This window comes from Spirosoma montaniterrae (assembly GCF_001988955.1).
In the GTDB taxonomy this organism is placed as follows: domain Bacteria; phylum Bacteroidota; class Bacteroidia; order Cytophagales; family Spirosomataceae; genus Spirosoma; species Spirosoma montaniterrae.
Map to the genome: position 1 here is coordinate 4,824,479 of NZ_CP014263.1, position 23,673 is coordinate 4,848,151.

A 23,673-nucleotide genomic window follows, 5' to 3' on the forward strand; every position below is an offset into this window, starting at 1 on the left:
ATGAAAGCAACCCTGTTTATTTTGCTCACTTCGCTGCTGTTCGTGCATTGTTCGGGCAGTAGCTCACCGTCGCCCGATGGCGATAAGCCTGCCGTTATCCGAACGGGCACTTCGTTTGGCATGTGCCTTGGCATTGCCTGCCGGAAAGATTATACGTTTAATGGAACAAGCGTAACCCTAACGCAACAGGCAGGCGGACGGCCACAGCCGCAATCGTCTCCGATAATGTGCGATAAAACCATCAGTGCAGCAGACTGGGACGCTTTGCAGTCGTTAGCAAACTTCGATTCGTTCGCCAAACAACCCAGCCGGCTGGGTTGCCCCGACTGCGCCGATGGCGGAGCCGAGTACATAGAATTGCAACGGGGCGATAGTGTTTATCGCATCACGTTTGAGTTTGGCCGCACCATCCCCGGTTTCGAGCCATTGGTGGAGGCACTGCGAAAACAACGAGAAGCGTTCGATTCATGTAAATAGTTTGGGGTTATAAATCGCTTTATCCAACTTTTTTCTTTTCCAAAACCACTACATACAGTTATGAAGACCAACTCTTTTTTAACCACAAGCACGCTATTAATTGCCAGCCTGTTAGGGGCTGCCAGTTGCCAGAATCAGTTGGTTGGCCCCGGCCAGCCGGTTGGGCAAGTGCGGGTGTCGGCTCCGTTTGCCAGCCAGACTACTGATTTTGCCTTCGACTTTGCTAAACAGGTGAGCCAACGCGAAGGCATCGCGAAAAACACATTTGTATCGCCCTTGAGTCTGCATATGGCATTAGGCATGATTCTGAACGGAGCCAATAGCCAAACGGCGGAAGAAATTCAGAAGACGCTGAAACTCGACGCGCAGACGCTGGCCGATGCCAACGCTACCTATCAGAACCTGATGACCAACCTGCCCGCCGTTGACCCAAAGGTGACGCTGGCACTGGCAAATTCGGTCTGGTATCGCAACACGTTTCAGGTGGCAACGTCGTTTCAGGATTTGCTGAGAGAATCGTTTAAAGCCGAAATCTCGGCGCAAAACTTTGACGACCCGGCTACGGTGGGCAACATCAACGGCTGGGCCAGTCAGAAAACCAACGGTAAAATTCCGAAGGTAATCGACCAGATTTCGTCGGATAACGTCATGTTTCTGATGAACGCGCTCTATTTCAAGGGCGACTGGAAAACGCAGTTCAAGCCCGACGAAACTACTGACACGCCGTTTACGCTGGCATCGGGCGCAACCGTCAATGCGCGTATGATGCGGCTGAATACCAAACTACGCCGGGCGTTTAAAGCAAACTACACGGCGTTTGAACTCCCCTACGGCTCCGACAAATTCGCAATGACGGTGCTGCTGCCAACGCCCACAACGACCGCCGACGCGTTGATTCAAAGCCTGTCGGGCAATGACTGGACGCAGTTGCAGAAAGATATGGCAGAAGGCACGATAGATATTGGCCTGCCTAAGTTTACGCTCAACTACGAAATTAAACTGAACGACGCCCTCAAAGCAATGGGCATGCCCACAGCCTTTACCGACCGCGCCGATTTCACGAAAATCAACCCGAACGGTCGGCTGTTTTTAAGCTTTGTGAAACAGAACACATTTGTGGCTGTTGATGAAAAAGGCACCGAAGCAGCCGCCGTTACTACTGGCGGTATATCGGTCACGTCAATGCCCGCATCGTATATTTGCGACCGCCCGTTTGCGTTTATCATCCACGAAAAAACGTCGGGAACGGTGTTGTTCGTCGGTAAAATTGCTGACCCAACCCAAACCGCGCCGTAGTATGAAACAACTTATCGGTTGCCTGCTAACCCTGCTTACGGTGGGAGCCTGCCAGCAAAGCGACTACCAAATGGCTCCTAACGTAGCCCGGTTGGTAGGTACCTGGCAGTTGCGCGACTCCACAACGGTCTACGCGCCTACGCTGCAATTTGAACTGGATACGGAGAATCCGCCCCTCGACATAACGCCCTTTAAAGCCAGCGGTAAAGCGTCGGTCAACACCTATAACGGGCGACTATCGGCGTCTTTGGATGGCATGATGGTAGTTACGGGTTTGGGGCAGACGAAAATCGGCGGCTCGCCCGAAGCTATGCGCTTCGAGCAAACGTACTTCGCCAATCTAAAATCAGTTGCCCGGTTCAAAACCACCGAAGACGACCGGCTGTATCTCTATTTCGGCAATCCACAACCGGGAACACTCATTTACGAACGAATCAAATAAAATGAGAAGAAACGTCAGATTGGACTCTTAATCAGTGCTTTAACTTTTTGTGTAAGACCAATATTGCCCGGCAGTAATCAAGACAGCCGGGCAATTTATTTTTTAAACGGTTACAACCGTTACGGGCTGGTCGGAATCTTTATATCATACCGAAACAACAACGGTTATGAAACGAAGCCTACTCCCGCTCCTCATTCTGGTTTCTGCACTACTCTACCTCTCCGGTTGCACCGACAACTGCCAGCAGGTACGCACCTTTCGTAAATACACGCCCGTTCAGATTACACTTGCCGATCTGCGCAAGGCCGTATCGTCGGGTGCTCCGCAACCACTCGAAGAACCGGGCAAACTGTACGTCAAAGACCAATATCTGTTTGTTGTCGAGGTCAAGAAAGGCATACATATTTTTGATAACAGCAACCCGGCCAATCCGCGCAATGTTGCGTTTCTGAACATTCCCGGCAACGTAGACCTGGCCGTTCGCGACAATATTTTATATGCCGACAGCTATACCGACCTCGTAGCGTTAGACATCAGCAACCCGGCAGCAGTGCGCGAGGTGAACCGTACCGAAACCGGCTTTACAAACGGAACTGTTGGCCGCACAAGCTGGTGGTATAATGCGCAGGAGCAGAAAATTCAGGATACAAAAGAAGAAATAGCTACCGAAACCATCCAGACCGACTGCGAAGGCACGTTTAACGTACTACCCTACATAGCGGCTATTCCGTGGTTTGGCCGCTATTATTTTCAGGGCGATTTTTTCGGCTATAGTCAGTTGGCGAGTAAAGCATCAACAGCACCAACTACGCCCACTACGGGCGTGGGCGGTTCGATGGCACGGTTCGCCATTCAGAACAACCAGCTTTACGTAGTCAGCACGTCGGCTCTGCAACTGTTCGATATTAGCGAACCGGCCAAACCCCTGAAGGGTAAAAAAGCGCAGCTTAGCTGGAACGTCGAAACTATTTTTCCCTACCGCAACAACCTGTATATCGGCACCACGACGGGCATGTACATTTTCGATGCCAGCAACCCCGCCGAACCAAAGCAGTTGGCGGCTTTCCCACACGCCCGCGCCTGCGATCCAGTGGTTGTACATGATAACTATGCGTATGTAACCTTACGCTCGGCCACCACCTGCGGGTCTGCTCAGGCGCGGGACGTTCTCGACATTGTAAACGTGAGCAACCCGGCCAATCCGTCGCTCGTAAAAAGTTATCCGCTTAAAACACCGTATGGTTTGGGTGTCGATTTTCCAACGCTGTTTGTTTGCCAGGGCGATAACGGACTGGCTGTATTCGACATCAGCAACCCAACCAACCCCGAACCGCGCCAAACGTTTGCCAACGTTCATGCGTTCGACGTTATTCCACTCTCGAAAGTGCTGCTGATGGTTGGTAAAGACGGGCTGTATCAGTACGATTACTCGAACCCCAGCGACTTGCGTATGTTGAGCCGTATTGCCGTTAAAACGCCCATCTGACCGTTATGAAATCGCTACTTTTTACGTTCGGCCTGGCGGTAATTACCTCGCCGACGTTCGCGCAGACCGATGCACCGAAGCTTCCTGCACGCTGGCAAACAACCATCGAAATGGGAGTGCTGGGCGGGCGCGTCCGGCCCGATCAACCAACCTACGGCGGTGGCGGCTGGTATTATACCCCCATCGGCTATGTGCCGCAGCGACAGGCGGGTAATCGTATAGGATTAACAATTCATACGTTCATGGGTTATACTTTAAATAAACACGTAGTTACAGGCGTTGCAACGGGTGTCGATTATTATAATAATTCGGCGATTATACCCGTTTCAGGGGCTGTACGGGGCGATTTACTTGGGCTAGACCGGCGCGTTATGCCGTTCTATCTACTCGAAACCGGCTACGGTTTTCGGGGGCCAAACCCGCACGATGAGCAGATGAAAGGCGGATGGCTGTGGAGTTCGGGTGTGGGGTTGCGCATCAGTAAAGGCAATAACACGGGCTTTTTAGTGAGCGCGGGCTACCGGCATCAGCGGTCCCGGCAGGTGGCCGACGTCGACGGGGTGCAAGTATTATCGCAGGTGGAATACCGGCAGTATAACCGGTTGTTTTTTAGAATGGGATTTAGTTTTTAACAACGTTATGAAAAAATACTCGACTACACTAATTGGTCTCGTCTTGTTCGCGGCCTGCTACGCCCTTGTGCGACAGCAAAACAACAAGCTCAATGCCCGTCAGGCCGAAGAGCAGTCAGCATCAGCGCAAGCCGTTGCTCAGCCGACAATACCTGCCAGTCAAACAGCCTCAGCACCTACCTTTGCTTATCGTCTGGTACGCATGTAAAAAACTAAGCCGGTCGGTTAGAGACGTGTCTCCAACCGACCGGCTGTTTCATTGGTGTCCGGTTTCCAGAACCGGACGCACGCTATGTCAACGCACCCGAATTAGGCCATCGCAAATTTATTTTCGTTCCGCTTGCGTTCGTTCTCGTCTAAGAAAACCTTACGCATCCGAATCGACTTTGGCGTTACTTCAAGGTATTCGTCTTTCTGGATGTACTCCATTGCTTCTTCAAGCGAAAACGTGATTTTCGGCGCAATTTTCACGTTATCGTCTGAACCTGACGCCCGCATGTTGGTCAGTTTTTTGGCCGTTTGCAGGTTTACTACAATATCGTTCTGCCGGTTGTGTTCGCCAACCACCATACCCGTGTAAATCTCTTCGCCCGGTTCAACGAAGAACACGCCCCGGTCCTGAAGTTTATCAATCGAATAGGCCGTAGCCTGACCGGTTGTCATTGAAATCAGCGACCCATTGATACGCTCCTGAATCGGCCCTTTATACGCCTGATACTCTTTGAACCGGTGCGACATTACAGCCTCGCCGAACGTAGCCGTCAGCACGTTTGACCGAAGCCCGATCAGCCCGCGCGACGGAATTTCAAATTCCAAATGCTGCAAGTCGCCTTTTGGCTCCATAATCAGCAGTTCGCCTTTGCGCTGCGTGGCAAGCTCAATTACTTTCCCGGCGGTTTCTTCGGGTACATCGACCACGAGTGTCTCGATGGGTTCGAGTTTCTGCCCGTTCTCATCTTCTTTGTACAATACCTGCGGCTGACCAACCTGTAATTCGTAGCCTTCGCGACGCATGGTTTCAATCAACACCGACAAGTGCAGAATACCGCGTCCAAATACCAGGAATCGGTCTTCGCTATCGGTCGATTCAACGCGGAGGGCGAGGTTTTTCTCCGTTTCTTTAAGAAGCCGGTCGCGCAGGTGACGCGAAGTTACGAATTTACCCTCTTTACCGAAAAATGGCGAGTTGTTGATCGTGAACAACATGTTCATTGTTGGCTCGTCAACAGCGATGCGGTCAAGAGCTTCCGGGTTTTCAATATCGGTCAGCGTATCGCCAATCTCAAAATCTTCGAGGCCCGTTACGGCGCAGATATCGCCACACTGTACGTCTGTAACCTTCTGTCGGCCCAGACCTTCAAACGTGTGTAACTCTTTGATGCGTACCTTTTTAACCGACCCGTCCGCTTTCACCAGGGCCATAAACGCGCCTTCTTTTAACGCGCCACGATGTACGCGGCCAATGGCAATCCGGCCCACAAAGGCCGAATAATCGAGCGAGGTAATCTGCATCTGCGGGGTGCCTTCGTTGCGAGGGGCTTCCGGAATGCTTTCTACAACGGTATCGAGCAAATAGGTAATATCAGCGGTTGGCGTTTTCCAATCCGGCCCCATCCAGCCCTGTTTCGAGGAACCGTAAACGGTTGGGAAGTCGAGTTGGTCTTCGGTAGCACCGAGGTTAAACATCAGGTCGAACACCTGCTCATGTACTTCGTCGGGGCGGCAATTTTCCTTATCGACCTTATTAACAATTACAATCGGCTTGAGGCCCAGCGCGAGGGCTTTCCCGAGTACGAACCGCGTTTGGGGCATCGGCCCTTCAAAAGCATCGACCAGCAGGCAAACGCCGTCGGCCATTTTCAGTACGCGCTCTACTTCTCCACCAAAGTCGCTGTGGCCCGGTGTGTCGATGATATTGATTTTAACGTCTTTGTAACGAACCGATACGTTTTTGGAAACGATGGTGATACCGCGTTCGCGTTCGAGGTCGTTGTTATCGAGAATCAGGTCGCCAAATTCCTGATTGTCCCGAAAGAGCTTCGACGCGTGAATAATTTTGTCAACCAGCGTCGTTTTTCCGTGGTCGACGTGGGCGATAATGGCTATATTGCGGATTGATTGCATATATTCTGAACCATGATTTTACAAGATTTGCAGGATTAAACTGGATTATTTCTGCGTAGCTTTTAAATCTTGTCCAATCCAGCTAATCATGATTAATTTTGGTTCGCACAAAGATACAAAATTTTACGCTGAAACACAGAATTTTACAAATTGTAGAATTGAAAAAAGCCTAAAATGCGGCTTTCCCTGTTTTTAGTACAATTTATTAATATTCAGTTAAAGAAGCCCGCATAGGTACTACGCTAATCAGCCTGACAGGTTTATGGCTTCGTTTTTCCCGCTTCTTCTGACTTTAACACGCCCTGAGCAATAGGTTCGGGTTTGGATTGGGGCGTTGTGTACCGCAACAGTGTCGCGGTCGGATAATCAGATTTTGGCAATCGCTTCACAACTAACTGGTAAGACCGGGTGCCAACAACCAAATTATAATACGTCATGTTATCGCCCGACGTTTGAGGTAATCCCCAGTTGGCTACGGGTTCTTTGGCGAGCAGTGTTTCGTCTTCCTTGCTGAGCGCGGCAAAGGCTGTGTCGGGCTGAAACTGCTTCGTAGTAATGCCGCTGATTAGCGAAACGACAGAGGGGGGCGTGGTCAGACCAGGCTTGGTTTGAGCGGTTGCCGAACCTGCCAGCAGCAGGAGCAACAAATGAGCAAATCGATTCATGGCGTTGAGTACCTACCGTGTGATAGCTACTCTAACAAGCCGATTGAATTTACTTTTGTTTTATAGCGGCCCAACTTTTGGGCTGGATGCTAATGCTTTGGACAACCGCACGGATTTTTTTTGCGGAACAAACCGGTGTTGAACAAACCGCCCCGCTTCGGTTTATAACCTTTTCGTTTGCGTTTGAAAATAGATGTCTCGGTAGCAGCCTTGCCCGCTGATGCCTGGGTTTCGAGCGGTACCTCGACCAGCACGAGCGTGGCAGCAACCATCAAAAATAACGTTGTCTTTTTCATCGTATCAACCCGTTTTGTGTGTAACGAAATTTGCAGGGTATTCGTCACGCTGTTTACTTGTAATTTTTTGATCGTCAATGGAGAAGCCCCCGATTTATCTATTCGTTTATGGCACGTTGCGTCCCGGCTTCACCAATGCATACGCCCGGCTGTTGCACCAACACGGTCGATACATCGGCGACGGGATAATGCCCGGTCGGCTGTTCAATCTCGGCAGCTATCCGGGTGCCACCTACGAACCCGATTGCCCGACGTTTGTACACGGAGCCGTGTATGACATAAGCAATAATCCGACCATTTTAACACGTCTTGACCGCTACGAGGGAGTCAGCCAACCACCCCGCCCCGCCGACGAGTATATACGGGTCGCGGTGTCTGTGGAAGTTGCCGGGAAGCCGCTTACATGCTGGACGTATGTATACAACTGGCCGCTCGCTGAAAAGCAAGTAATTGAGTCGGGCAGGTATGGTTGACTATTGGAAAAGAACAGTAGAAACCTCAGTGTATCTCTGTGTATTTTTTGTGCCTCTCTGTGTCACAAAAAGTTTCACAACATAAACGAATAAAATAAACAGTGCGCAATTTGCCGCAATACGGGTGCGGTTTTGGCCTGTTCTACTTTGTGTTTCTGGCTCAGTTGATACCAGAACGGCGGTAAACATTGAGCGCGGGCGTTCATGCCATCGTCGGGGCCGGTGGTAACGTAACGGGTTTCGACGCCGGCAATCGAGACGCGGACAAAGCACATGGGGCAAGGTTCGGCTGAGGTGTAGAGCAAAAGCTGTTCGGTGTAGATGGTGTTGCCGCCCCCGGTAAAATTGCCTCTCGACTGGTATTTTTTGAATTGGGGCAACGTCTCAAATTCGGTGAGCAGGGCCATTTCACCATGTAGGTCAGAGCGATTGGTTTGTAATTGCTGATTATACGCTCCGTGCAGGATGTTCCCGCTTTTATCGACCAGTACGGCACCGATACCGTAGCCGCCCGCCAGTACGCCCTTCAACGCCCAGTCGACGGCAGCTTTAGCATAACGATCTTCAGGATAGTCAGAATTCGCTACATATCGGTCGAGGTAGCCTTTTACTTTACGCAACACATCGACTTTTGTATCGGCGGCCACAATACCACACGGCAGGGCAATTAACTCCTCCATCAATGCCAATCGGTTGGCTGGGGTGGCGTTTTCGATACGGGCAGAATCGACGGAGGACTGGCCGAACGCCGACCCCGACAGTGTAAGCCATAAGGCGAGTATCAGGTACTTGTGTTTCATAGGTAGCGTAGTTTCTGGTTCAACGCCACAATCAACAAAAAAACCGACTCTTTTGAGCCGGTTTTGGTATGAATTTATCAGTTTATCGTGGTCCGCGTGCACCGCTGTTACCATTGTAGCGAGGCCCATAGCTGCGGGGGGCACCATTATAACTGCGGGCATTTGGCGAATTGTAGAACCTGTTGCGTGGCACTACATACGTTCGGCGTTGAACAATTACGGGCGGACGTCGGTAAAAGCCATAAGGCGCGTGTCGATAGCCGTAGTAAGGACGAGGGCCATAGAAACCAGGACCGTAATACGGGCCGGGAGCCGTGCCAACGCCAACATATGATCGTCCACAACTGCTAAGAAGAATTATCAGCACAACCGCCGAAAGCAGCGGTATCCATCGCATCGTTTTCATAGTCGAGTTCGTTTAGTCGTCACCCTTTGCTGCTTAGACTTGGCTGAGTAGCAAAGGTTTAAGCGTTTCTATGAAAACAAAGTAGAGGCTATTTTAGTGCAGTTGGCTGCCCGGTTACGCTTTCAGCCGGTTTTTCAGGTATGCCAATGAGCGTTTGTAGGCGTCTTCGGCAGCTACTTTATCGAAGCCCGGATTGCTCGGATTGGCGAACGCATGATCGGCATCGTATAGCTTGATTTCGACTTTTTCGCCTGCTTTCGCCATGTTCTCTTCAAACTGCTTCACCGACTCAACCGTGATACCTTTGTCTTTGCTGCCGAAAATACCCAGCACGTCGGTTTCAAGCGTTTTCAACTTCTCTACATCCTGCTCGGGCCGACCGTAGTACATCACGCAACCTTTGGCCTGCTTGCCCGCCAGCATCGCCGATTGCAGCGACAACATGCCGCCAAAACACCAGCCTACCGATGCAAACTGAGCTTTCGGACCGGCGTAGGCAATGGCTCCTTTCATAATGCTCTGCAACCGGTTGCGGTCGGCAGCCTGCATGTATTTCATAGCATCTTCGCGCTGCGTGGCTACTTTGCCGTCGTACATATCTACGGCCAGCACGTTCACATTGTCGAGGTCGTTGTAATACTTTTCGGCCTCCTGTTTAATGTTGTCGTTCAGCCCCCACCACTCCTGATAGACAAGCAGCCACTTATCCGATGGTTTTTTAGCTTTCAATAGAAATCCGTTGGCCGATTGGCCGTCGGGCGTCGAGAATTTGACCATGTCGCCTGCGCCCCGGTACGTAAACGAGCGCGGATTAGCGTGCAGCATCGCAAAATTCGGGTCAGCCGCCAGTGCCGACATGTCGTTGCCGTGACAGACCGGAATGGTTTTTGTTTCGGGTTCGGCAGGTTTCAGCCAGGTCAGAAACGAAGTCAGCAGCGTAAGGCCGGTAATAAAAATGGTTTTCATCGGGTTTGTGAGTTTATGTGTGTTAAACGCAGAGGTGCAGAGACTTATGCAGAGACCGCTGAGTACTCCGTGAACGCTGCATCAATCTCTGGCACCTCTGCGTTTGACTAACTTTTTACTAATTCAAAAACCGTAATCTCCGGTAAAATACCCACGCGGCCCGGATAACCGATGTAGCCGAAGCCCCGGTTTACATACAGCCGCTGATCGCCTTCCTGATACAATCCCGCCCACTGCTTGTAAAAATATTGCGCCGGACTCCATCGCACCCCCGGAATTTCAACGCCGAACTGTGCACCATGCGTGTGTCCGCTGAACGTAACGTCGATGTCAGAGTAATCGGGCCGTACCTGCGCGTCCCAGTGTGTGGGGTCGTGGGAGAGGAGCAGCTTAACAGGAGCTTCCTGCGTACCCTGATACGCTTTCGCGAGGTTACCCGCCCGCAAAGCCGCCGGGCCGAAGCCGAGGTTCTGCACGCCAATCAGGGCCAGTTTATCCCCGTTTTGGTCGAGAATCCGGTTTTCATCCAGCAGAATGTTCCAGCCCATTTGCTTGTGTGCCGCAATCACATTCAGCACATTTTGCCGTTCGGCCTGTTGGCTTTCCCACCGCACGTATTTGCCGTAGTCGTGGTTGCCGAGCGTGGAGAACACGCCAAGCGGTGACTTGACCTTGTCGAAGATAGTAATAAACTCGTTTACCTCTTCGGCGTGGCTGTTCACTAAGTCGCCGGTAAAGAAAACGAGGTCGGGCTTTTCGCGCAGTAGCATCTCGACGCCCCCTTTTACGGCGGTGCGATTGAAAAAACTACCCGAATGAATATCAGACAGTTGAGCGATTTTTATTCCGTTGAAGCCTGATGGCAAATTTTTGAGCGGCAGTTTGATTCGCCGAATCCGGTAGTCGTGCGCCCCCGACAAAATGCCGAATGTAAAACCTACAAGCGGCACGGAACCCACTACAAGTGCGGTTTTCATCAGAAAATCGGAGCGCGAAATGGCATCCTGCGGCACCATTTCACCTGATGGAATGGTTTTCTGCGTTGAATCGACAACGGCCTCGCGAACTTCGGGTTTGTAAAACAACGACACTACCCAGCGAAACAACCGCCCTATGTCGTCGACCAGAATGATAAGAATGGCGAAAACTTTTGAGAAGTACGGAATCACGATACTTGCCCATAGAAACGTGCGCGTGTTTTTACCGAAGGTGTCGGGCGGTAGAAACTGCATAGCCAGATAAACCAAGAGAGCCAGCCCCGTAAATCCCCAGTAAATAATCGCGATGGTTCGTTGGGTGCTGTCGGTGGCCGAGCGGCTGAGGGTTTTAACGGCCTGCCAAACGTACCAGTCGATCAGCAGCATCAGGGCGGGCAGAATAAAAAAGAAAGCGGTACGATTCATGTGTTCGCCGAACAGTTAGCAGCCAGCAGTTGTCAGGTTTCAACCCATGATTCCAATCGTGGGCGGGCTGCGTGTTGCTAACGGAAACGGGAGACGTAAAGTTTTGTATTGGTTTGCCAGCGGCTGTTCCAAACAAAAGCCGCTACGTTCGCCCGGAATGGCGGAACGCAGCGGCTGATATGTGATACACGCCGTGCTTATGCGTTTGCTTGCCTCCCGCGCTTCTCCAGCGTATAGATTGTAAATAACACGATTAGCATCACGACGGGCGGTACCAACGTCCCCAGACTTGGTTCAACGGCTAACCACGACGCGAAAGCACCGACAAAGTTGATGGTGAAGCCAGCATAGGCCCACTCGCGAAGCAGGCGGTAACGGGTTTGCCAGAGTGTGATGACGCCCAGCAGTTTAGCCGTACCAACAATAACCAAAACGTAGATTGGATAACCCAAAAGGCGCATGGCTTCCTGCCCATTTTGCTCACGCAGCACACCTGCGACGCCATCCATGACCATCGACAGCGAAAACAGGATAAATACCGTCCGGTATGTAACGTGTAGAGCGCGACCGGGGCGCGTTTGGTTTAAACCGTGGTTTGCAAGAGCTTCCATGACTTGTCGTTTTTTAGCGTTTGAACAGGATAAAATTACTACCCAAAAAGCCTGTGCCAGGGGTAGAAATCCGCCAGAAAACGGGTTGATTGCGACGGGTCTTTTACGTACATTTAAAGTATGAAACGCGTTTCAATCCTAATCCCGCAGGGTGCCATTCTGGGTAGTGTCGAAGGGCCGCGCCAGGTGCTTACCGAAGTGAATAAACTCTTGCAAAGCCAGGGAAAACCGGCCCTGTTCGACGTAAAGCTGGTGGGGCTAAACCGTGAGGTGGCCGTGGCCGGTGGCAAATACACTGTCTTTACCGACGCGCTTATCGGCGATGTTCAGCGCACCGATCTGATTATTATTCCGGCTGTGGATGGAAACCTACCGCAGGCCATCGAAAGCAACCGAGCCTTTCTGCCCTGGATTAGCGAACACTATGAGCGCGGGGCCGAGGTGGGCAGTTTGTGCGTGGGAGCCTTCCTGCTGGCGTCAACGGGTTTGCTTAATGGACGGCAGTGCGCTACGCACTGGATGGCCGCCCGCGAGTTCCGACAGCTTTTTCCCGCCGTCGAGCTGGTCGAAGACCGCATCATCACCGACGAGCAGGGCCTTTACTCCAGTGGTGGAGCTTTTTCGTACCTGAACCTGATTTTGTACCTGATCGAAAAATACGCCGGTCGGCAGGTGGCGATCTTCATGTCGAAGGCGTTTCAGATCGAGATCGAACGGAAGAGTCAGTCGCCGTTTATTATCTTTCATGGGCAGAAAGACCACGGCGATGAGGTGATTATCCGGGCGCAGGAGTACATCGAACAGAACGTAGCAGAGCGTATCACGGTCGACGAACTGGCCGATCAACTGGCGTTGAGCCGCCGGAATCTGGAGCGACGGTTCAGGAAAGCTACGGCTAACTCGGTGGTTGAATACGTACAGCGCGTGAAAATTGAAGCAGCCAAGATGAGTCTGGAATCGTCGCGCGAGAACGTCAACGAGGTAATGTACAGCGTGGGCTACTCCGACCCCAAAGCGTTCCGGCTGACGTTTCGCAAAATTACCGGCCTGTCGCCCCTCGAATATCGCCAAAAATACAACCGGGACGTAATGGCCGAGGCTTAACCCCACCATCACGCCCCGGCGACTTCGGGTTCGGGTACGTATCCTTACGCCTGTGCTACTTCTGCGGGTTTTTCCTGCCCGGCAACGGCGTATGGCTCCATGTACATCACCTCCCAGTGGTGGCCGTCGGGGTCGTAGAAACTGCCGCCGTACATGCCGGGCATCTCCATCATCTCTTTGGGTTTGGTGGCACCGGCAGAAAACGCATTGTTCAGCAGTTCATCGACATGGTCGCGGCTGTTGGCCGAAAGGCAGTTGATAACTGCGCTGGTTTGGGACGTATTGGCAATAGGTTTGTTCGTAAACGTCTGATAGAAATCCTCCGTCAGCAGCATAACGAATATCGTCTCGCTGATGACAATGCAGGCTCCCTGTTCGTTCGAGAAGTCGAGGTTCTGGCTGTAGCCCAGTTTGGTGTAAAACTCGATGGAGCGGTTGAGGTCTTTAACGGGCAGGTTCACAAAAATCATCGTTGCCATTTTCGTATTTGTCTTTGGTTTACATCACAAAGATAACGGCGGCACCCAGCTACAATGGGGGCTAAATGCGGCAAGAAACGGGGTGTTTGCGGCATGTACCGATCACCGCGCCGTGGTTTGGCTACGACAACGCCACCGTAAACATGGATGGGCTGATGATGCTATGCATTCAGTCTTCCTGAGTAGCTCTCACATTCGTAGGAACGCCAACAGCGTTGTCGCGGGTGTTTTTCTGAACGGCGATAGCACCAAAGAGGGCCAGCAAAAACGAGAAAGCATACACGCCTTTTTCGCTCAGCAGCAACGTAGCGTTCCAAAGACCGACAATTAGCAATAGAATGGCAGCAAGAGTTGAAATCCACGCGATTGCATAATATAAATCGGTAACGGGAATGCCTTCGAGCCGGTCGCGGACACACTTCTGCACCGACACTGCCGAAAACAGGCCGTAGAGCAGAATGGTGAAGTAGTACCCTTTTTCGTTCAACAGCATCTCTGCATTGTAGAGGCTGACAAGGTAGCCGACGAAGCCAATGAGCAAAGCAGCCCACGACGCAAAAATGAATGCCGCCGACGGTTTCTGGTTCATAGTAGTACGAGTTTAGTGAAGAATAGGAGGGAGTTTGCCGGGCTAAGTTATTCGTTTTCAATCCTCCGGCAAAAAGTTTTGTCTGAACGGCTTTTGCGTCCCTATCTTGTCGAATCGTTCGCCGAAAACTATATGCCCCACTACATCGCTCACCACGTCGCCGAAACCCTGACTATCAACGGCGACCTCAGCAAGCCCGTCTGGCAAAATGCCAACTGGAGCCACCGCTTCGTTGATATGGTCACGGGTGCGCCGGGCCTGTACGATACCCGCGCGGCCATTGTCTGGAGCGATACACACCTCTATGTAGCGTTCAGAGCCGAAGAGCCGTTTCTGGAAGCGCACCAAACGGAACGCGATTCGATAATTTTTCTCGAAAATGACCTCGAACTGTTCATCGACGGGGGAGACTGCTACTACGAACTGGAAGTAAACGCCCGCAACACGATTTATGAAGTCTTTTTCATCTGGCGCGACGCCTACCAGCGCGGTAGCCGCTTCGACGTGCCGATGTTCGACGTGCATCAGCCGGAGGCCGTTACGTTCGGGGGCGATTATGACCGCAGCGGGGCATCGTTCTGGCGTGGTACGCACCCGCGTGGCCTGCGCTGGGCCTTCCTGAATTACGATCTGCCAGGGCTTCAAACCGCTGTTCAGATCGATGGGACGCTGAACGACCATAGCGACATTGACCGGGGCTGGTCGCTCGAAATCGGCATTCCGTGGGTCAGTCTGACGTGGTTAGTTAATGGCCGCAGTCTGCCACCCCAGCCCGGCGACGTATGGCGGATGTTTCTGGGCCGATTTCAGAAGTTGGTGGTTTCGGGCGTTGCGATTCAGCCGCACCCGGCAATGGTAATGACCCCGCACGGTATCTACGACACGCATCTGCCGGAGAAATGGAGCGAAGTGGCGTTTATATAAAAAATCCACAGAAAACCCGGAAGTTTCCCTCCGCGTCCTCTGTGGATTTCTCCGTAACGCTGCGTTTAAACCGCTACACTAATTCCGGCTCTTCTTCGCGCTTCATTTCTAAAGCCGGGTCTTTCTTGCCAAACCATTTCATCCGAATCCGCTCATTGACCCAGTACATGCAGGGTACAATTACCAGCGTCAGGATGGTGCTGAACGTCAGGCCGTAGATGATGGTCCAGGCCAGAATATTCCAGAATACAGCACTGTCGCCACCTACGATAACGTTTGGAGCCAGATCGCGGAACAGGCCCACAAAGTCGATGGTGAGGCCGGTTGCCAGCGGTACCAGACCGAGTACTGCCGCCGACGCCGTGAGCAATACGGGCGTCAGACGGGTAGCACCGCCTTCAATAATCGCTTCGCGGAGCGGTACACCCCGCCCACGCAACTCGTCGATGAATTCGATGAGCAGAATACCGTTTTTCACCACGATACCTGCCAGCGCGATAATCCCCACGCCCGACATAATCACCGAGAATGTCTTGCCCGTGATCATGAAGCCAAGCAATACGCCAATCAGCGACAGCAGAATGGTGAAGAAGATAATCAGCGGTTTCACGACCGAGTTAAACTGCGTCGACAGAATGAGGTAGATCAACAACATGGCCGCGCCAAATGCTCCGAAAAGGAACGTAGCTGATTCCTGCTGATCTTCCTGCTCACCGCCAAGTTTTACGGTATAGCCATTCGGAATCTCCATCTGATCGATAACCTGCTGAATCTGCTGGTTAATGATGTTGGCGTTGGCACCCGGCACCACGTCGGAACTGAGCGTTACGAGCCGCTCCTGATTCTTGCGGTTAATCTGGCTAAACGTGGTCGAATAGTTGATGTCGGCCACCGCCGAGATGGGCACCTGCCGCAACTGACCCCCCGAATTCATGTCGCGATACACGATGTTCATGCTCAGGAGCTGCTCAATCTGGCTACGGTCGGTTTGCTTGAGCCGCACCATAATTGGGTACTCATCTTTTGCATCGCGGAATTTCGAGATTTCGGTGCCAAACAGAGCCGTCCGAATCGCGAACGCCACCTGCTGCGCTGAGATGCCTTCGCGTTGCGCTTTCTCTTTGTTGATATTAACCGTGATTTCGGGCTTGTTGGTAATCAGGTCCGATTTCAACTGGTCGATGCCTTCGATGCCTGCCTGCTGAATTTGGCGACGAAGGTTTTTTTCGAGTTTCGTTAACTCTGAAAACTCTTCGCCCGCAATTTCGATGGCAATCGGTTTACCCGTTGGTGGGCCGTTTGCTTCGCGTTCTACTGAAATCTCGGTTCCGGGAATGCCCTGTACGGATGCTCTGATTTTCTCCAGCACCTCCGCCGACGAACGCCCGCCCCGGTCCTGACCTTTCACAAAGGCCACCGTTACTTTCGATTTCTGCGGTGTTGCGTTGCGGTCGGGGTTGAAGGGGTCTCCGGCGTTTTTACCGACGTTGGCAATCACCGAGTTTACCATGTCTTCGGCTTTCTCATCTTTCAGCACCTTGAACACGCGCTGCTCAATGACCTTCGTAACAGAGTCGGTTATGCGGGCGTCGGTGCCAACGGGCATTACATTGTAGACGTATACGTAGTCGGGATCACCGCTCGGAAAGAAAATCACTTTCGGCTGAACGATGCCCATCATCACAAACGTCAGAACAAGCAGGACAAACATACTGGCAATAGCCCCCACCGGACGCCAGCCCGTGAGTATCCACGAAATCAGGCTACGGTAGCCGCGCATCAGTTTGGGCAACCATTTATTCTGGAACGGCACAATGATGCGGGGCGTCAGAATGTAATGGTTGAAAACATACAGTGCGATGAAGAACACGAACAGGTTGCCAATGCCTCGGTCAATCACATAGCCCACGCCCGCCAGCGCGGTCATAATGATGAGTGGCCGTTTAATGGTGTTGAAGCTTGTATCGGCTGCATCGCCATGCTCTTCGTCGTGTCGCTTCATGAACGTTACGGCAAAGACAGGGTTCATAACATAGGCCACAAACAGCGATGCAAACAGCGTTAAAATCAGCGTGAGCGGCAGAAACTTCATAAACTCGCCCACAATGCCCGGCCAGAACAACAGCGGGAAGAACGGCGCAATGGTCGTGAGCGTACCCGACAGTACCGGCACGAATACCTCGCCGGCAGCCGCTTTTACGGCCTGCTTGATGTCCCAGTCCTTATGCTGATTAAACAGCCGGTGCGTATTCTCGATCACCACAATGGCGTCGTCGACCACCAGCCCCAGCCCGAGCAGGAACGCAAACAGCACGATGGTATTCAGCGTGAAAGCCGCACCCACTACCGGCCCAATGATGGGCATCATCACGAATGCGACCAACGCTGACAGCGGCACCGATAACCCCACGAAAATGGCGTCGCGTATGCCCATGAAGAACATCAGTACCAGCACTACGAAGATAAAGCCCAGCACAACGGTGTTCACCAGGTCGTGTAGTTCGGCCCGCGTCCGCTCCGATTGGTCGGCGGTTACGGTTACGTCTAAGCCCTGCGGAAAGCGTTCAGCTTTGTATTCTTCGATGGTTTTTTCGATGCGGTCCGACGCGGCAATCAGGTTGGCACCAGCGCGTTTGATTACGTTCAGCGTAACAACGGTTTTGCCACTGAGCCGCGCAAAATCCTGCTGTTCTTCAAACGAGTCGCGCACGTCGGCAATGTCTCCTAAGCGAACCGTTGCGCCCGTAGCCGTGCGGATTTGCAGATTCTGGAGTGCCTGCACGTCCGAAAATTCGCCTTTTACCCGCAGCGTCCGCCGAACACCATCGACGTTCAAATCGCCACCCGACACGTTCACGTTTTCGCCCTGAACGGCCTGCTGAATATCGAAGAAAGCCAGACCCGCCGACTGCATCCGGGGCAGGTCGACGTTGATCTGAATCTCGCGCTTCAACGCCCCTACGATGTCTACCCGGCTAATTTCGGGCATGGCCTCGATGGCGTCCTGCATGTCTTCGGCGTAGGTTTTCAACTGGTTGAGCGAGAAATTGCCCGCCAGGTTGATGTTCATGATCGGGAACTCCGAGAAGTTAACGTCCTGCGCCGTGGGGCCATCGTCAAGCTTTTGGGGCAAATCGCGTTTGGCTTTATCGATAGCATCACGCACGCGCTGCAAGGCTTCGCCAGTCTGCACGTCAGGGTTGAACTCGACCGTAATGAGCGAGAAATCCTGCAATGCGTTGGATTTCACCCGCTTCACGCCCGAAATCGACTTGATCTGCTTCTCAATCGGCTTATTGATCGTGTTCTCGATATCGGCGGGTGCCGTTCCAAAATACACCGTCTGCACGATGATGGTTGGCACCTTGATGTCGGGAAACTGCTCTTTCGGGAGGTTATTATACACCAGCAAACCGCCCAGCGTAATGATGAACGTGAAGATGTAAATCGCCGTCCGGTTCTCTACGCACCAGTTGGTAAAGCCGAGGGTTTTAATGTGTTCTGCTTTCATAATACTGGAAGGATGGAACGCGGATTTAACGGATGTTACGGATTAACACGGATAGTTTTAAAATCAGTGTAAATCTGTATAATCCGTTGAATCTGTGTTCCATCATTAAAAATTGATAGGTGTTCCGTCGGTTAACTCCTGATAACCCTGCGTCACTAACTGATCGCCAGCCTGTAGGCCCGTCGTAATCTCAATCTGTCCGCCGTAGCTTTGGCCGGTTGCTACCTTCCGGGCCTTCGCTACCTTCTTCCCGCCTTCTGTTACGGCCACATACACCAACTGCCCATTTTCTGTGTTCTGAATCAGGTTTTCGTTGATAACGATGGCATTCGATTTGTTCACGTCGTTGATCTTAACCTGCGCCAGCATATTCGGTTTCAGCGAATTATCGGCGGGTAGGGGAGCCTCGATGGTAAAGGTTCGGCTCATTGGATCGACCGTCGTTGAAACGAACGAAATCTTGGAGTTCAGTTTCTTCTTTACGTCAGGAAACTCGATCATCACCGGGTCGCCTTTGCGAACGCTACCCGCATACGTATCGGCTACTTTGGCAACCGCCTTCAACTGCGACAGGTTCACCACCTGAAACATGGGCATACCCGGAGCCGCCGACGACCCTACTTTGGCAAATACTTTATCGACCACGCCAGAAATGGGAGCCGTTACGCTCGACTGACTCAGTTGCGAGTTCAGTGTTGCCAATCGGCGTTCCAGCGACTCTTTGTTGTTTTTGGCCTGTAAGTACTGAATCTCCGTACCAATCTGCTGTTTCCAGAGCGACGCCTGTTTTTCGTAAACCGTATTGGCCAGCGATAACTGCGTTTTAATCTCTTCCAGCGAGGTGCGCAGAATCTGATCGTCAATCCGGGCCATCACCTGTCCGGCCCGAACCGATGAGCCTTCGACCACATACACCGCCGTTACGGCCCCGCCCGACTTAGGCGACACCTGTACGTTGTTTTTGGCGTCGATAGTGCCTTGTAATTCTACAAAGTGCCGGAACGTAGTTGAAGCCACCGGGGCAACAACCACATCTTTCACCCGAACGGCCTCAGCCTTCTTCGGATCGAGTTTTGTTACCTCAGCTTCTAAGCCTTTGATTTTAGTCGTTAACTCGGCCTGCTGCGATTTCAGTTCGGCCAGTTCGTCTTTCTTACTTTGTAAATCGTTTTTCTTTTCTGCCGAGCAAGCCGTCAACAGGCTCGCGATCAGGGCAATAGCGTAATATGCTTTCATTTCAGGTGGTTGAATCAATTAGGTTGTCATTATGTCTACTGGCGCAAAATCCATCAATTGCCAGCATACAATTTTCCGTTTGCTTTGTCGAGATCGACTTTGGCGAGCATAAAGTCGAGCAGCGATGCGAAATAGTTGGTCTGCGCTTCACGCGATGACGTTTCGGCATTCAGCACTTCGATGTTCGACCCAACGCCTTCTTTGTACTTGATGCGCGTTACCCGCAGAATTTCCTGCGCCAGATCAAGGTTCCGTTTCTGAGTTCGCAACGTTTGCAGATTATTCTGAATCGCAACCTGCGCCTGCTTCACCTGCAAGTCGATGGACTTTTTCAGCAAATCGCCCCCAAGCTGGGCTTTCTGAAGGGCTATCTTTTTCTGCTGAGCAGCGTATCGTTTCTGAAAACCGTCGAAGACCGGAACCTGAAACTGTAAATTGAATGCTGCCGAGTTGAACCACTTAGTCGTGAAAAAATCACCCACATTGTTACGACCGTTGTTGTGCCCATACGTTGCCGACAACAAAGCTTTCGGAAAATACTGCTTGCCAATATTCTGGTAATCCAGATCAGCCAGTTCGATCTGACTTTGCAAGGCCGAGAACTCTATTCGCTGGGCATAATCGGCGATGGGCGTGAAGGCCACCGACCGTTCCAGTTCATCCAGGTCTGCTTCCTTGATTTTGTCGGTCAGTACAATCTCGTCAGACTGGTTCAGGCCCATTTGAAATTTAAGCAGGCCATAGCTCAGCCCCACTAAATTCTGTACATTCTGCCGTTCGGCTTTCAGGTTATTCGATTGAACCTCCAGCCGGTCAACGTCTATTTTCTCGACAAATCCCTGCCTGTTCATGGCCTGCGTTTCTTTCAGCAGCGTATCGAGCCGACCGATGTTATAATCGAGCAGCTTGATGCGTTCTTCGCTGACCAACACGTTGTAATAGGCTTTCGTTACCTGCTCGGCCACGTTGATTTTAGACGCCGTAATGTTTTTCTGGCTCAGTTCGCGCAGGGTAGAAGCGGCTTTCAAACCCACTTTATACGAAGCGTCGTAGAGAAGCTGGTTCACGGTGGCCTGAACGTTGCCCTGGAAATTCACGCCAAACGGAATCGCCTGCACGGCTCCGCTTTCGGGCTGTGTGCCGCTCGCTGCCGTACCCGACCCTGGACCGCCAAGGCCACCGGCAGGTAAAATAAACCGCTGGATGATGGCATTGTAGGTAAGCTGGCTTCCAATGTTCACCTGTGGCAATGCAACCGATTTTACTTCCTTAATACGGGCATCGGCACTCACCGCATCTAAGCGGGACGACTGCACGTTTATGTTTTCGCGGGTGGCAAACTGCACAGCCTCTTCAAGGCTGAAGCTTTGTCGGTTGGATGTTTGAGCCAGTAGCGGCTCCAGACTACTCAGTAGCGTGAGTAGGCAGACCAACACTATCTGGCTGGTATTCTTTACTCTCATGATTACGTGTATTAACAAGTTGATTGTAGAATCGAAAACCTTCTTCCGTGAGCATACCCCGCACAAAATGATGGATCAGTTCGTGCTGAATATCGAACATGGTATACTGGGTCGCTGGGAAGAAATCGTTGTTAAACGCCAGTTCAATCTGCTCGACCCGCATTCGGGCCAATATGGTGGCGTTAATGTCTTTTCGGTACCAGCCCTGCGAAATGCCTCTTTGTATATTTTCAAGAATGGATTTCATTATATGCTGGTCCATATGCTGCCTGAATAAGGCAAACGCCTGCGGATAATGCCGCTTGATGTCGATCAACAAATTAGGGCTAACCTGTTGCTGTTTCTTACGCATCATATCCAGAACCAGCAGTAGTTCTTCGATTGGATTATGCGCTTCGTTAGCCATACAGTCCATTTCCAGGTGATCCTCGTTGATTCGCTCCTGGAGCACCTGGTATAAAATGTCTTCTTTATCAGTGAAATGCTGATAGATGGTTTTCTTGGAAATGCCGAGTTGACGGGCAATGTCTTCCATTGTTACCGACCGTACACCGTACTTCCAGAATTGCCGTTCAGCCTCCGATAAAATTCGTTCCTTCATTCCTAAGGTTTGTACTTTTATAAGTTAAACTCAGGAAACTTCGCAAAGGTTCGCAGTTTCCTTAAGTATTTTCTAATATTTATGATGAACGGTTGAGATATTGGTGCGAACCCGCCAAAACGCCCGACGAAACGGTTTTCATCGGGCGTTTTGGCTTACTTTATGTACTCAGCGTTCACTGTTTTCTATACGCCATCCAGCACCAGCACCCAATCCTGACCGTAGCCGCTGCTGGGGGGCGTAAATTTCTGCTGCCCCTGATTCGGCACGGTGCCATTATCTTTCATTTCCCCAGTGCGTGGGTTCATCCAGGTTGTCTTGACCGACTTACCCGTAATATTACCCATGTTCACTGTGAAGGGCTTACCCGTAGCAGCATAGATAAATGCATAATTTTTGCCCCGTGTAGCCTGAATGCGTTCTGCCGGGCCGAGGTTATTTTCTACAATGAGCGACTGGTCGGGAACGCGTTCCAGCATCGGGCGCGACTCCATCAACTGCCGAACGTATTTCATCTGATTGGCGGCTGGCAATTCCATCGCTTCGGGCCAGTATACGTGCGGACCGTTGACTGCCGGGCGGCTGGCACTGTACATCTGCCAGATGTCGTGACAACCATAGGTATGACCAAACGCGCCAGCAAACAGGTTTAAATAAGCTGCCTTACGGACATCGAGTGTATTGGAGGTGCCAAGCTCTTTGGCATTGAAACAAACCGGGTGATCTTCGTAGATCGGTTCGGCGTCCATTGTTGGTTTGGTAGGTGTACGGTTGTAGCTCGTGGTGATGTGGTCATACACGGGCGTATCGCGACAGTGGCCGTTCTGGTGCATGTTGAAATCGAACCAGCTATCGGCCTGAAACCACTTCGATGCGCCCCCATCCTGAACAGAATTTGGTTGTGGGTGAAAAGTCATCAGTGCTTTGTCGGCCCCGCCAACGCCTTCCTGAATGCCCTCGGCCATTGCCCGCCAAGTGGCTGCATCCAGCGAACCATCGCGGGGGTTGCGGTCGCCCCCCAGAATCCAGATAATATTTTTGCGCGATTTGTAGCGGTCGCCCAGCCAGCGGCCATAGGTGCGGGCATTTTGCGGATTGAAGATTTCCGGCCCTTTTCCCCACCGGTCTTTAAAAACCTTATCGGCCCAGGTTGGTAAAAATCCAATGACCAAGCCTACTTCAGCCGCTTTGTCAACAATGTAATCGACGTGTTTAAAATAGGCTTCGTTCGGCTTTGTTGGGTCGTCGTTTTGCAGAGGCACGTCGCCGTAAGGGTTTGGTTCTTTCAGCCCATCGAATTCGGCCAGTGCAACGGCCTGAATTACTGAGAAACCCTGTTCGGCCCGGCGTTTTAAGAATCGGTCGGCTTCTTCGCGATTCAGGCGATGAAACAATTCCCAGGCCGTATCGCCCATATAGAAAAACGGCGTTCCGTCGGCCTGAATAATATACCGCCTGTTTTCTGAAACGTTTAGCGGGCCGTTCGCGAATGGTTTTTGCGCTATTGCCAATGCCGAAACGGCCAGCAACGCACTGAGGAAGAGTGCTTTTTTCATACCGTGAAGAAGCACGGTTGACGCGAATTCTAATTAGCAAAGACAATATGGTCAATGTGTTGTGACACAGAGACTCACTGAGAAGAATGAGATTCACTTAGGTTCTGTTTAACGCTGCCTTTGCTCTGTGAAT

At 51.7% G+C, this 23,673-nt stretch carries 24 protein-coding genes; 9 read left to right on the forward strand and 15 right to left on the reverse strand.

All coding sequences use genetic code 11. The features are described 5' to 3' along the window. The 6 genes from AWR27_RS20760 (at position 1) to AWR27_RS20785 (ending at position 4,541) form a co-directional block, all read left to right on the forward strand. The gene (locus AWR27_RS20760; protein WP_077132955.1) at positions 1-477 is read left to right on the forward strand and encodes a hypothetical protein; all 477 of its coding nucleotides are present in this window, start codon (positions 1-3) and stop codon (positions 475-477) included. Between the two features lie 60 nt (positions 478-537). Further along, on the forward strand, positions 538-1,773 hold the full coding sequence (locus AWR27_RS20765; RefSeq protein WP_077132956.1) for a serpin family protein: 1,236 nt from the start codon (positions 538-540) through the stop codon (positions 1,771-1,773). 1 nt (position 1,774) lies between these two features. Further along, positions 1,775-2,215, forward strand: coding sequence for an META domain-containing protein (locus AWR27_RS20770; protein ID WP_077132957.1), 441 nt, complete (start codon positions 1,775-1,777; stop codon positions 2,213-2,215). Between the two features lie 166 nt (positions 2,216-2,381). Then, positions 2,382-3,701, forward strand: coding sequence for an LVIVD repeat-containing protein (locus tag AWR27_RS20775; RefSeq protein ID WP_077132958.1), 1,320 nt, complete (start codon positions 2,382-2,384; stop codon positions 3,699-3,701). Positions 3,702-3,706: 5 nt separating this feature from the next. Further along, positions 3,707-4,333, forward strand: coding sequence for a hypothetical protein (locus AWR27_RS20780; RefSeq protein ID WP_077132959.1), 627 nt, complete (start codon positions 3,707-3,709; stop codon positions 4,331-4,333). Positions 4,334-4,340: 7 nt separating this feature from the next. Beyond that, positions 4,341-4,541, forward strand: a complete 201-nt coding sequence (locus AWR27_RS20785; protein WP_077132960.1) for a hypothetical protein — start codon at positions 4,341-4,343, stop codon at positions 4,539-4,541. Between the two features lie 101 nt (positions 4,542-4,642). On the opposite strand, the gene typA is transcribed toward AWR27_RS20785, so the two are convergent. From typA to AWR27_RS20800, 3 genes are all read right to left on the reverse strand, one after another. After that, entirely contained in the window at positions 4,643-6,457 is a 1,815-nt protein-coding gene (gene typA / locus AWR27_RS20790; RefSeq protein ID WP_077132961.1) for a translational GTPase TypA, read from the reverse strand. A gap of 260 nt (positions 6,458-6,717) precedes the next feature. After that, a complete protein-coding gene (locus AWR27_RS20795) occupies positions 6,718-7,122 on the reverse strand; it encodes a hypothetical protein (protein WP_077132962.1) in 405 nt (134 codons plus the stop codon). A gap of 89 nt (positions 7,123-7,211) precedes the next feature. After that, positions 7,212-7,418, reverse strand: a complete 207-nt coding sequence (locus tag AWR27_RS20800) for a hypothetical protein (protein WP_077134117.1) — start codon at positions 7,416-7,418, stop codon at positions 7,212-7,214. Positions 7,419-7,495: 77 nt separating this feature from the next. On the opposite strand from AWR27_RS20800, the gene AWR27_RS20805 reads away from it, so the two are divergent. Next, a complete protein-coding gene (locus tag AWR27_RS20805) occupies positions 7,496-7,891 on the forward strand; it encodes a gamma-glutamylcyclotransferase family protein (RefSeq protein ID WP_077132963.1) in 396 nt (131 codons plus the stop codon). 74 nt (positions 7,892-7,965) lie between these two features. Here AWR27_RS20805 and AWR27_RS20810 read toward each other — a convergent pair whose 3' ends face one another. From AWR27_RS20810 to AWR27_RS20825, 5 genes are all read right to left on the reverse strand, one after another. Beyond that, positions 7,966-8,691: a cytidine/deoxycytidylate deaminase family protein gene (locus AWR27_RS20810; RefSeq protein ID WP_198045049.1), complete on the reverse strand. Its 726-nt coding sequence runs from the start codon at positions 8,689-8,691 to the stop codon at positions 7,966-7,968. A gap of 82 nt (positions 8,692-8,773) precedes the next feature. Next, complete coding sequence (locus tag AWR27_RS25590) at positions 8,774-9,097, reverse strand: hypothetical protein (RefSeq protein ID WP_198045051.1); 324 nt, start codon at positions 9,095-9,097, stop codon at positions 8,774-8,776. A gap of 114 nt (positions 9,098-9,211) precedes the next feature. Beyond that, positions 9,212-10,063 carry a dienelactone hydrolase family protein gene (locus tag AWR27_RS20815; protein ID WP_077132965.1) on the reverse strand — a complete coding sequence of 284 codons (852 nt, stop codon included), beginning with the start codon at positions 10,061-10,063 and terminating at the stop codon, positions 9,212-9,214. Positions 10,064-10,170: 107 nt separating this feature from the next. Further along, positions 10,171-11,466, reverse strand: a complete 1,296-nt coding sequence (locus AWR27_RS20820; protein ID WP_077132966.1) for a metallophosphoesterase — start codon at positions 11,464-11,466, stop codon at positions 10,171-10,173. Between the two features lie 197 nt (positions 11,467-11,663). Next, a complete protein-coding gene (locus AWR27_RS20825; RefSeq protein ID WP_077132967.1) occupies positions 11,664-12,077 on the reverse strand; it encodes a DoxX family protein in 414 nt (137 codons plus the stop codon). Positions 12,078-12,197: 120 nt separating this feature from the next. Between AWR27_RS20825 and AWR27_RS20830 the strand changes: the two genes are divergently transcribed. Next, on the forward strand, positions 12,198-13,181 hold the full coding sequence (locus AWR27_RS20830) for a GlxA family transcriptional regulator (protein ID WP_077132968.1): 984 nt from the start codon (positions 12,198-12,200) through the stop codon (positions 13,179-13,181). 44 nt (positions 13,182-13,225) lie between these two features. Here AWR27_RS20830 and AWR27_RS20835 read toward each other — a convergent pair whose 3' ends face one another. Together AWR27_RS20835 and yiaA are read right to left on the reverse strand one after the other, a co-directional pair. Next, a complete protein-coding gene (locus AWR27_RS20835) occupies positions 13,226-13,660 on the reverse strand; it encodes a VOC family protein (RefSeq protein ID WP_077132969.1) in 435 nt (144 codons plus the stop codon). A gap of 169 nt (positions 13,661-13,829) precedes the next feature. Continuing rightward, positions 13,830-14,249 (reverse strand): inner membrane protein YiaA, encoded by a 420-nt coding sequence (gene yiaA, locus AWR27_RS20840; RefSeq protein ID WP_077132970.1) that lies wholly within the window; start codon positions 14,247-14,249, stop codon positions 13,830-13,832. Between the two features lie 132 nt (positions 14,250-14,381). On the opposite strand from yiaA, the gene AWR27_RS20845 reads away from it, so the two are divergent. Next, positions 14,382-15,173, forward strand: coding sequence for a carbohydrate-binding family 9-like protein (locus tag AWR27_RS20845; protein WP_077134118.1), 792 nt, complete (start codon positions 14,382-14,384; stop codon positions 15,171-15,173). A gap of 73 nt (positions 15,174-15,246) precedes the next feature. Here AWR27_RS20845 and AWR27_RS20850 read toward each other — a convergent pair whose 3' ends face one another. From AWR27_RS20850 to AWR27_RS20870, 5 genes are all read right to left on the reverse strand, one after another. Continuing rightward, entirely contained in the window at positions 15,247-18,684 is a 3,438-nt protein-coding gene (locus AWR27_RS20850; RefSeq protein ID WP_077132971.1) for an efflux RND transporter permease subunit, read from the reverse strand. Positions 18,685-18,789: 105 nt separating this feature from the next. Then, entirely contained in the window at positions 18,790-19,920 is a 1,131-nt protein-coding gene (locus AWR27_RS20855) for an efflux RND transporter periplasmic adaptor subunit (protein ID WP_077132972.1), read from the reverse strand. 53 nt (positions 19,921-19,973) lie between these two features. Continuing rightward, a complete protein-coding gene (locus AWR27_RS20860) occupies positions 19,974-21,383 on the reverse strand; it encodes a TolC family protein (protein WP_077132973.1) in 1,410 nt (469 codons plus the stop codon). Beyond that, positions 21,325-21,984 carry a TetR/AcrR family transcriptional regulator gene (locus AWR27_RS20865; RefSeq protein WP_077132974.1) on the reverse strand — a complete coding sequence of 220 codons (660 nt, stop codon included), beginning with the start codon at positions 21,982-21,984 and terminating at the stop codon, positions 21,325-21,327. Before AWR27_RS20865 ends, AWR27_RS20860 begins: the two co-directional genes overlap by 59 nt. Positions 21,985-22,169: 185 nt before the next feature. Beyond that, a complete protein-coding gene (locus AWR27_RS20870) occupies positions 22,170-23,540 on the reverse strand; it encodes a glycoside hydrolase family 140 protein (protein ID WP_077132975.1) in 1,371 nt (456 codons plus the stop codon). Positions 23,541-23,673 lie beyond the last annotated feature (133 nt).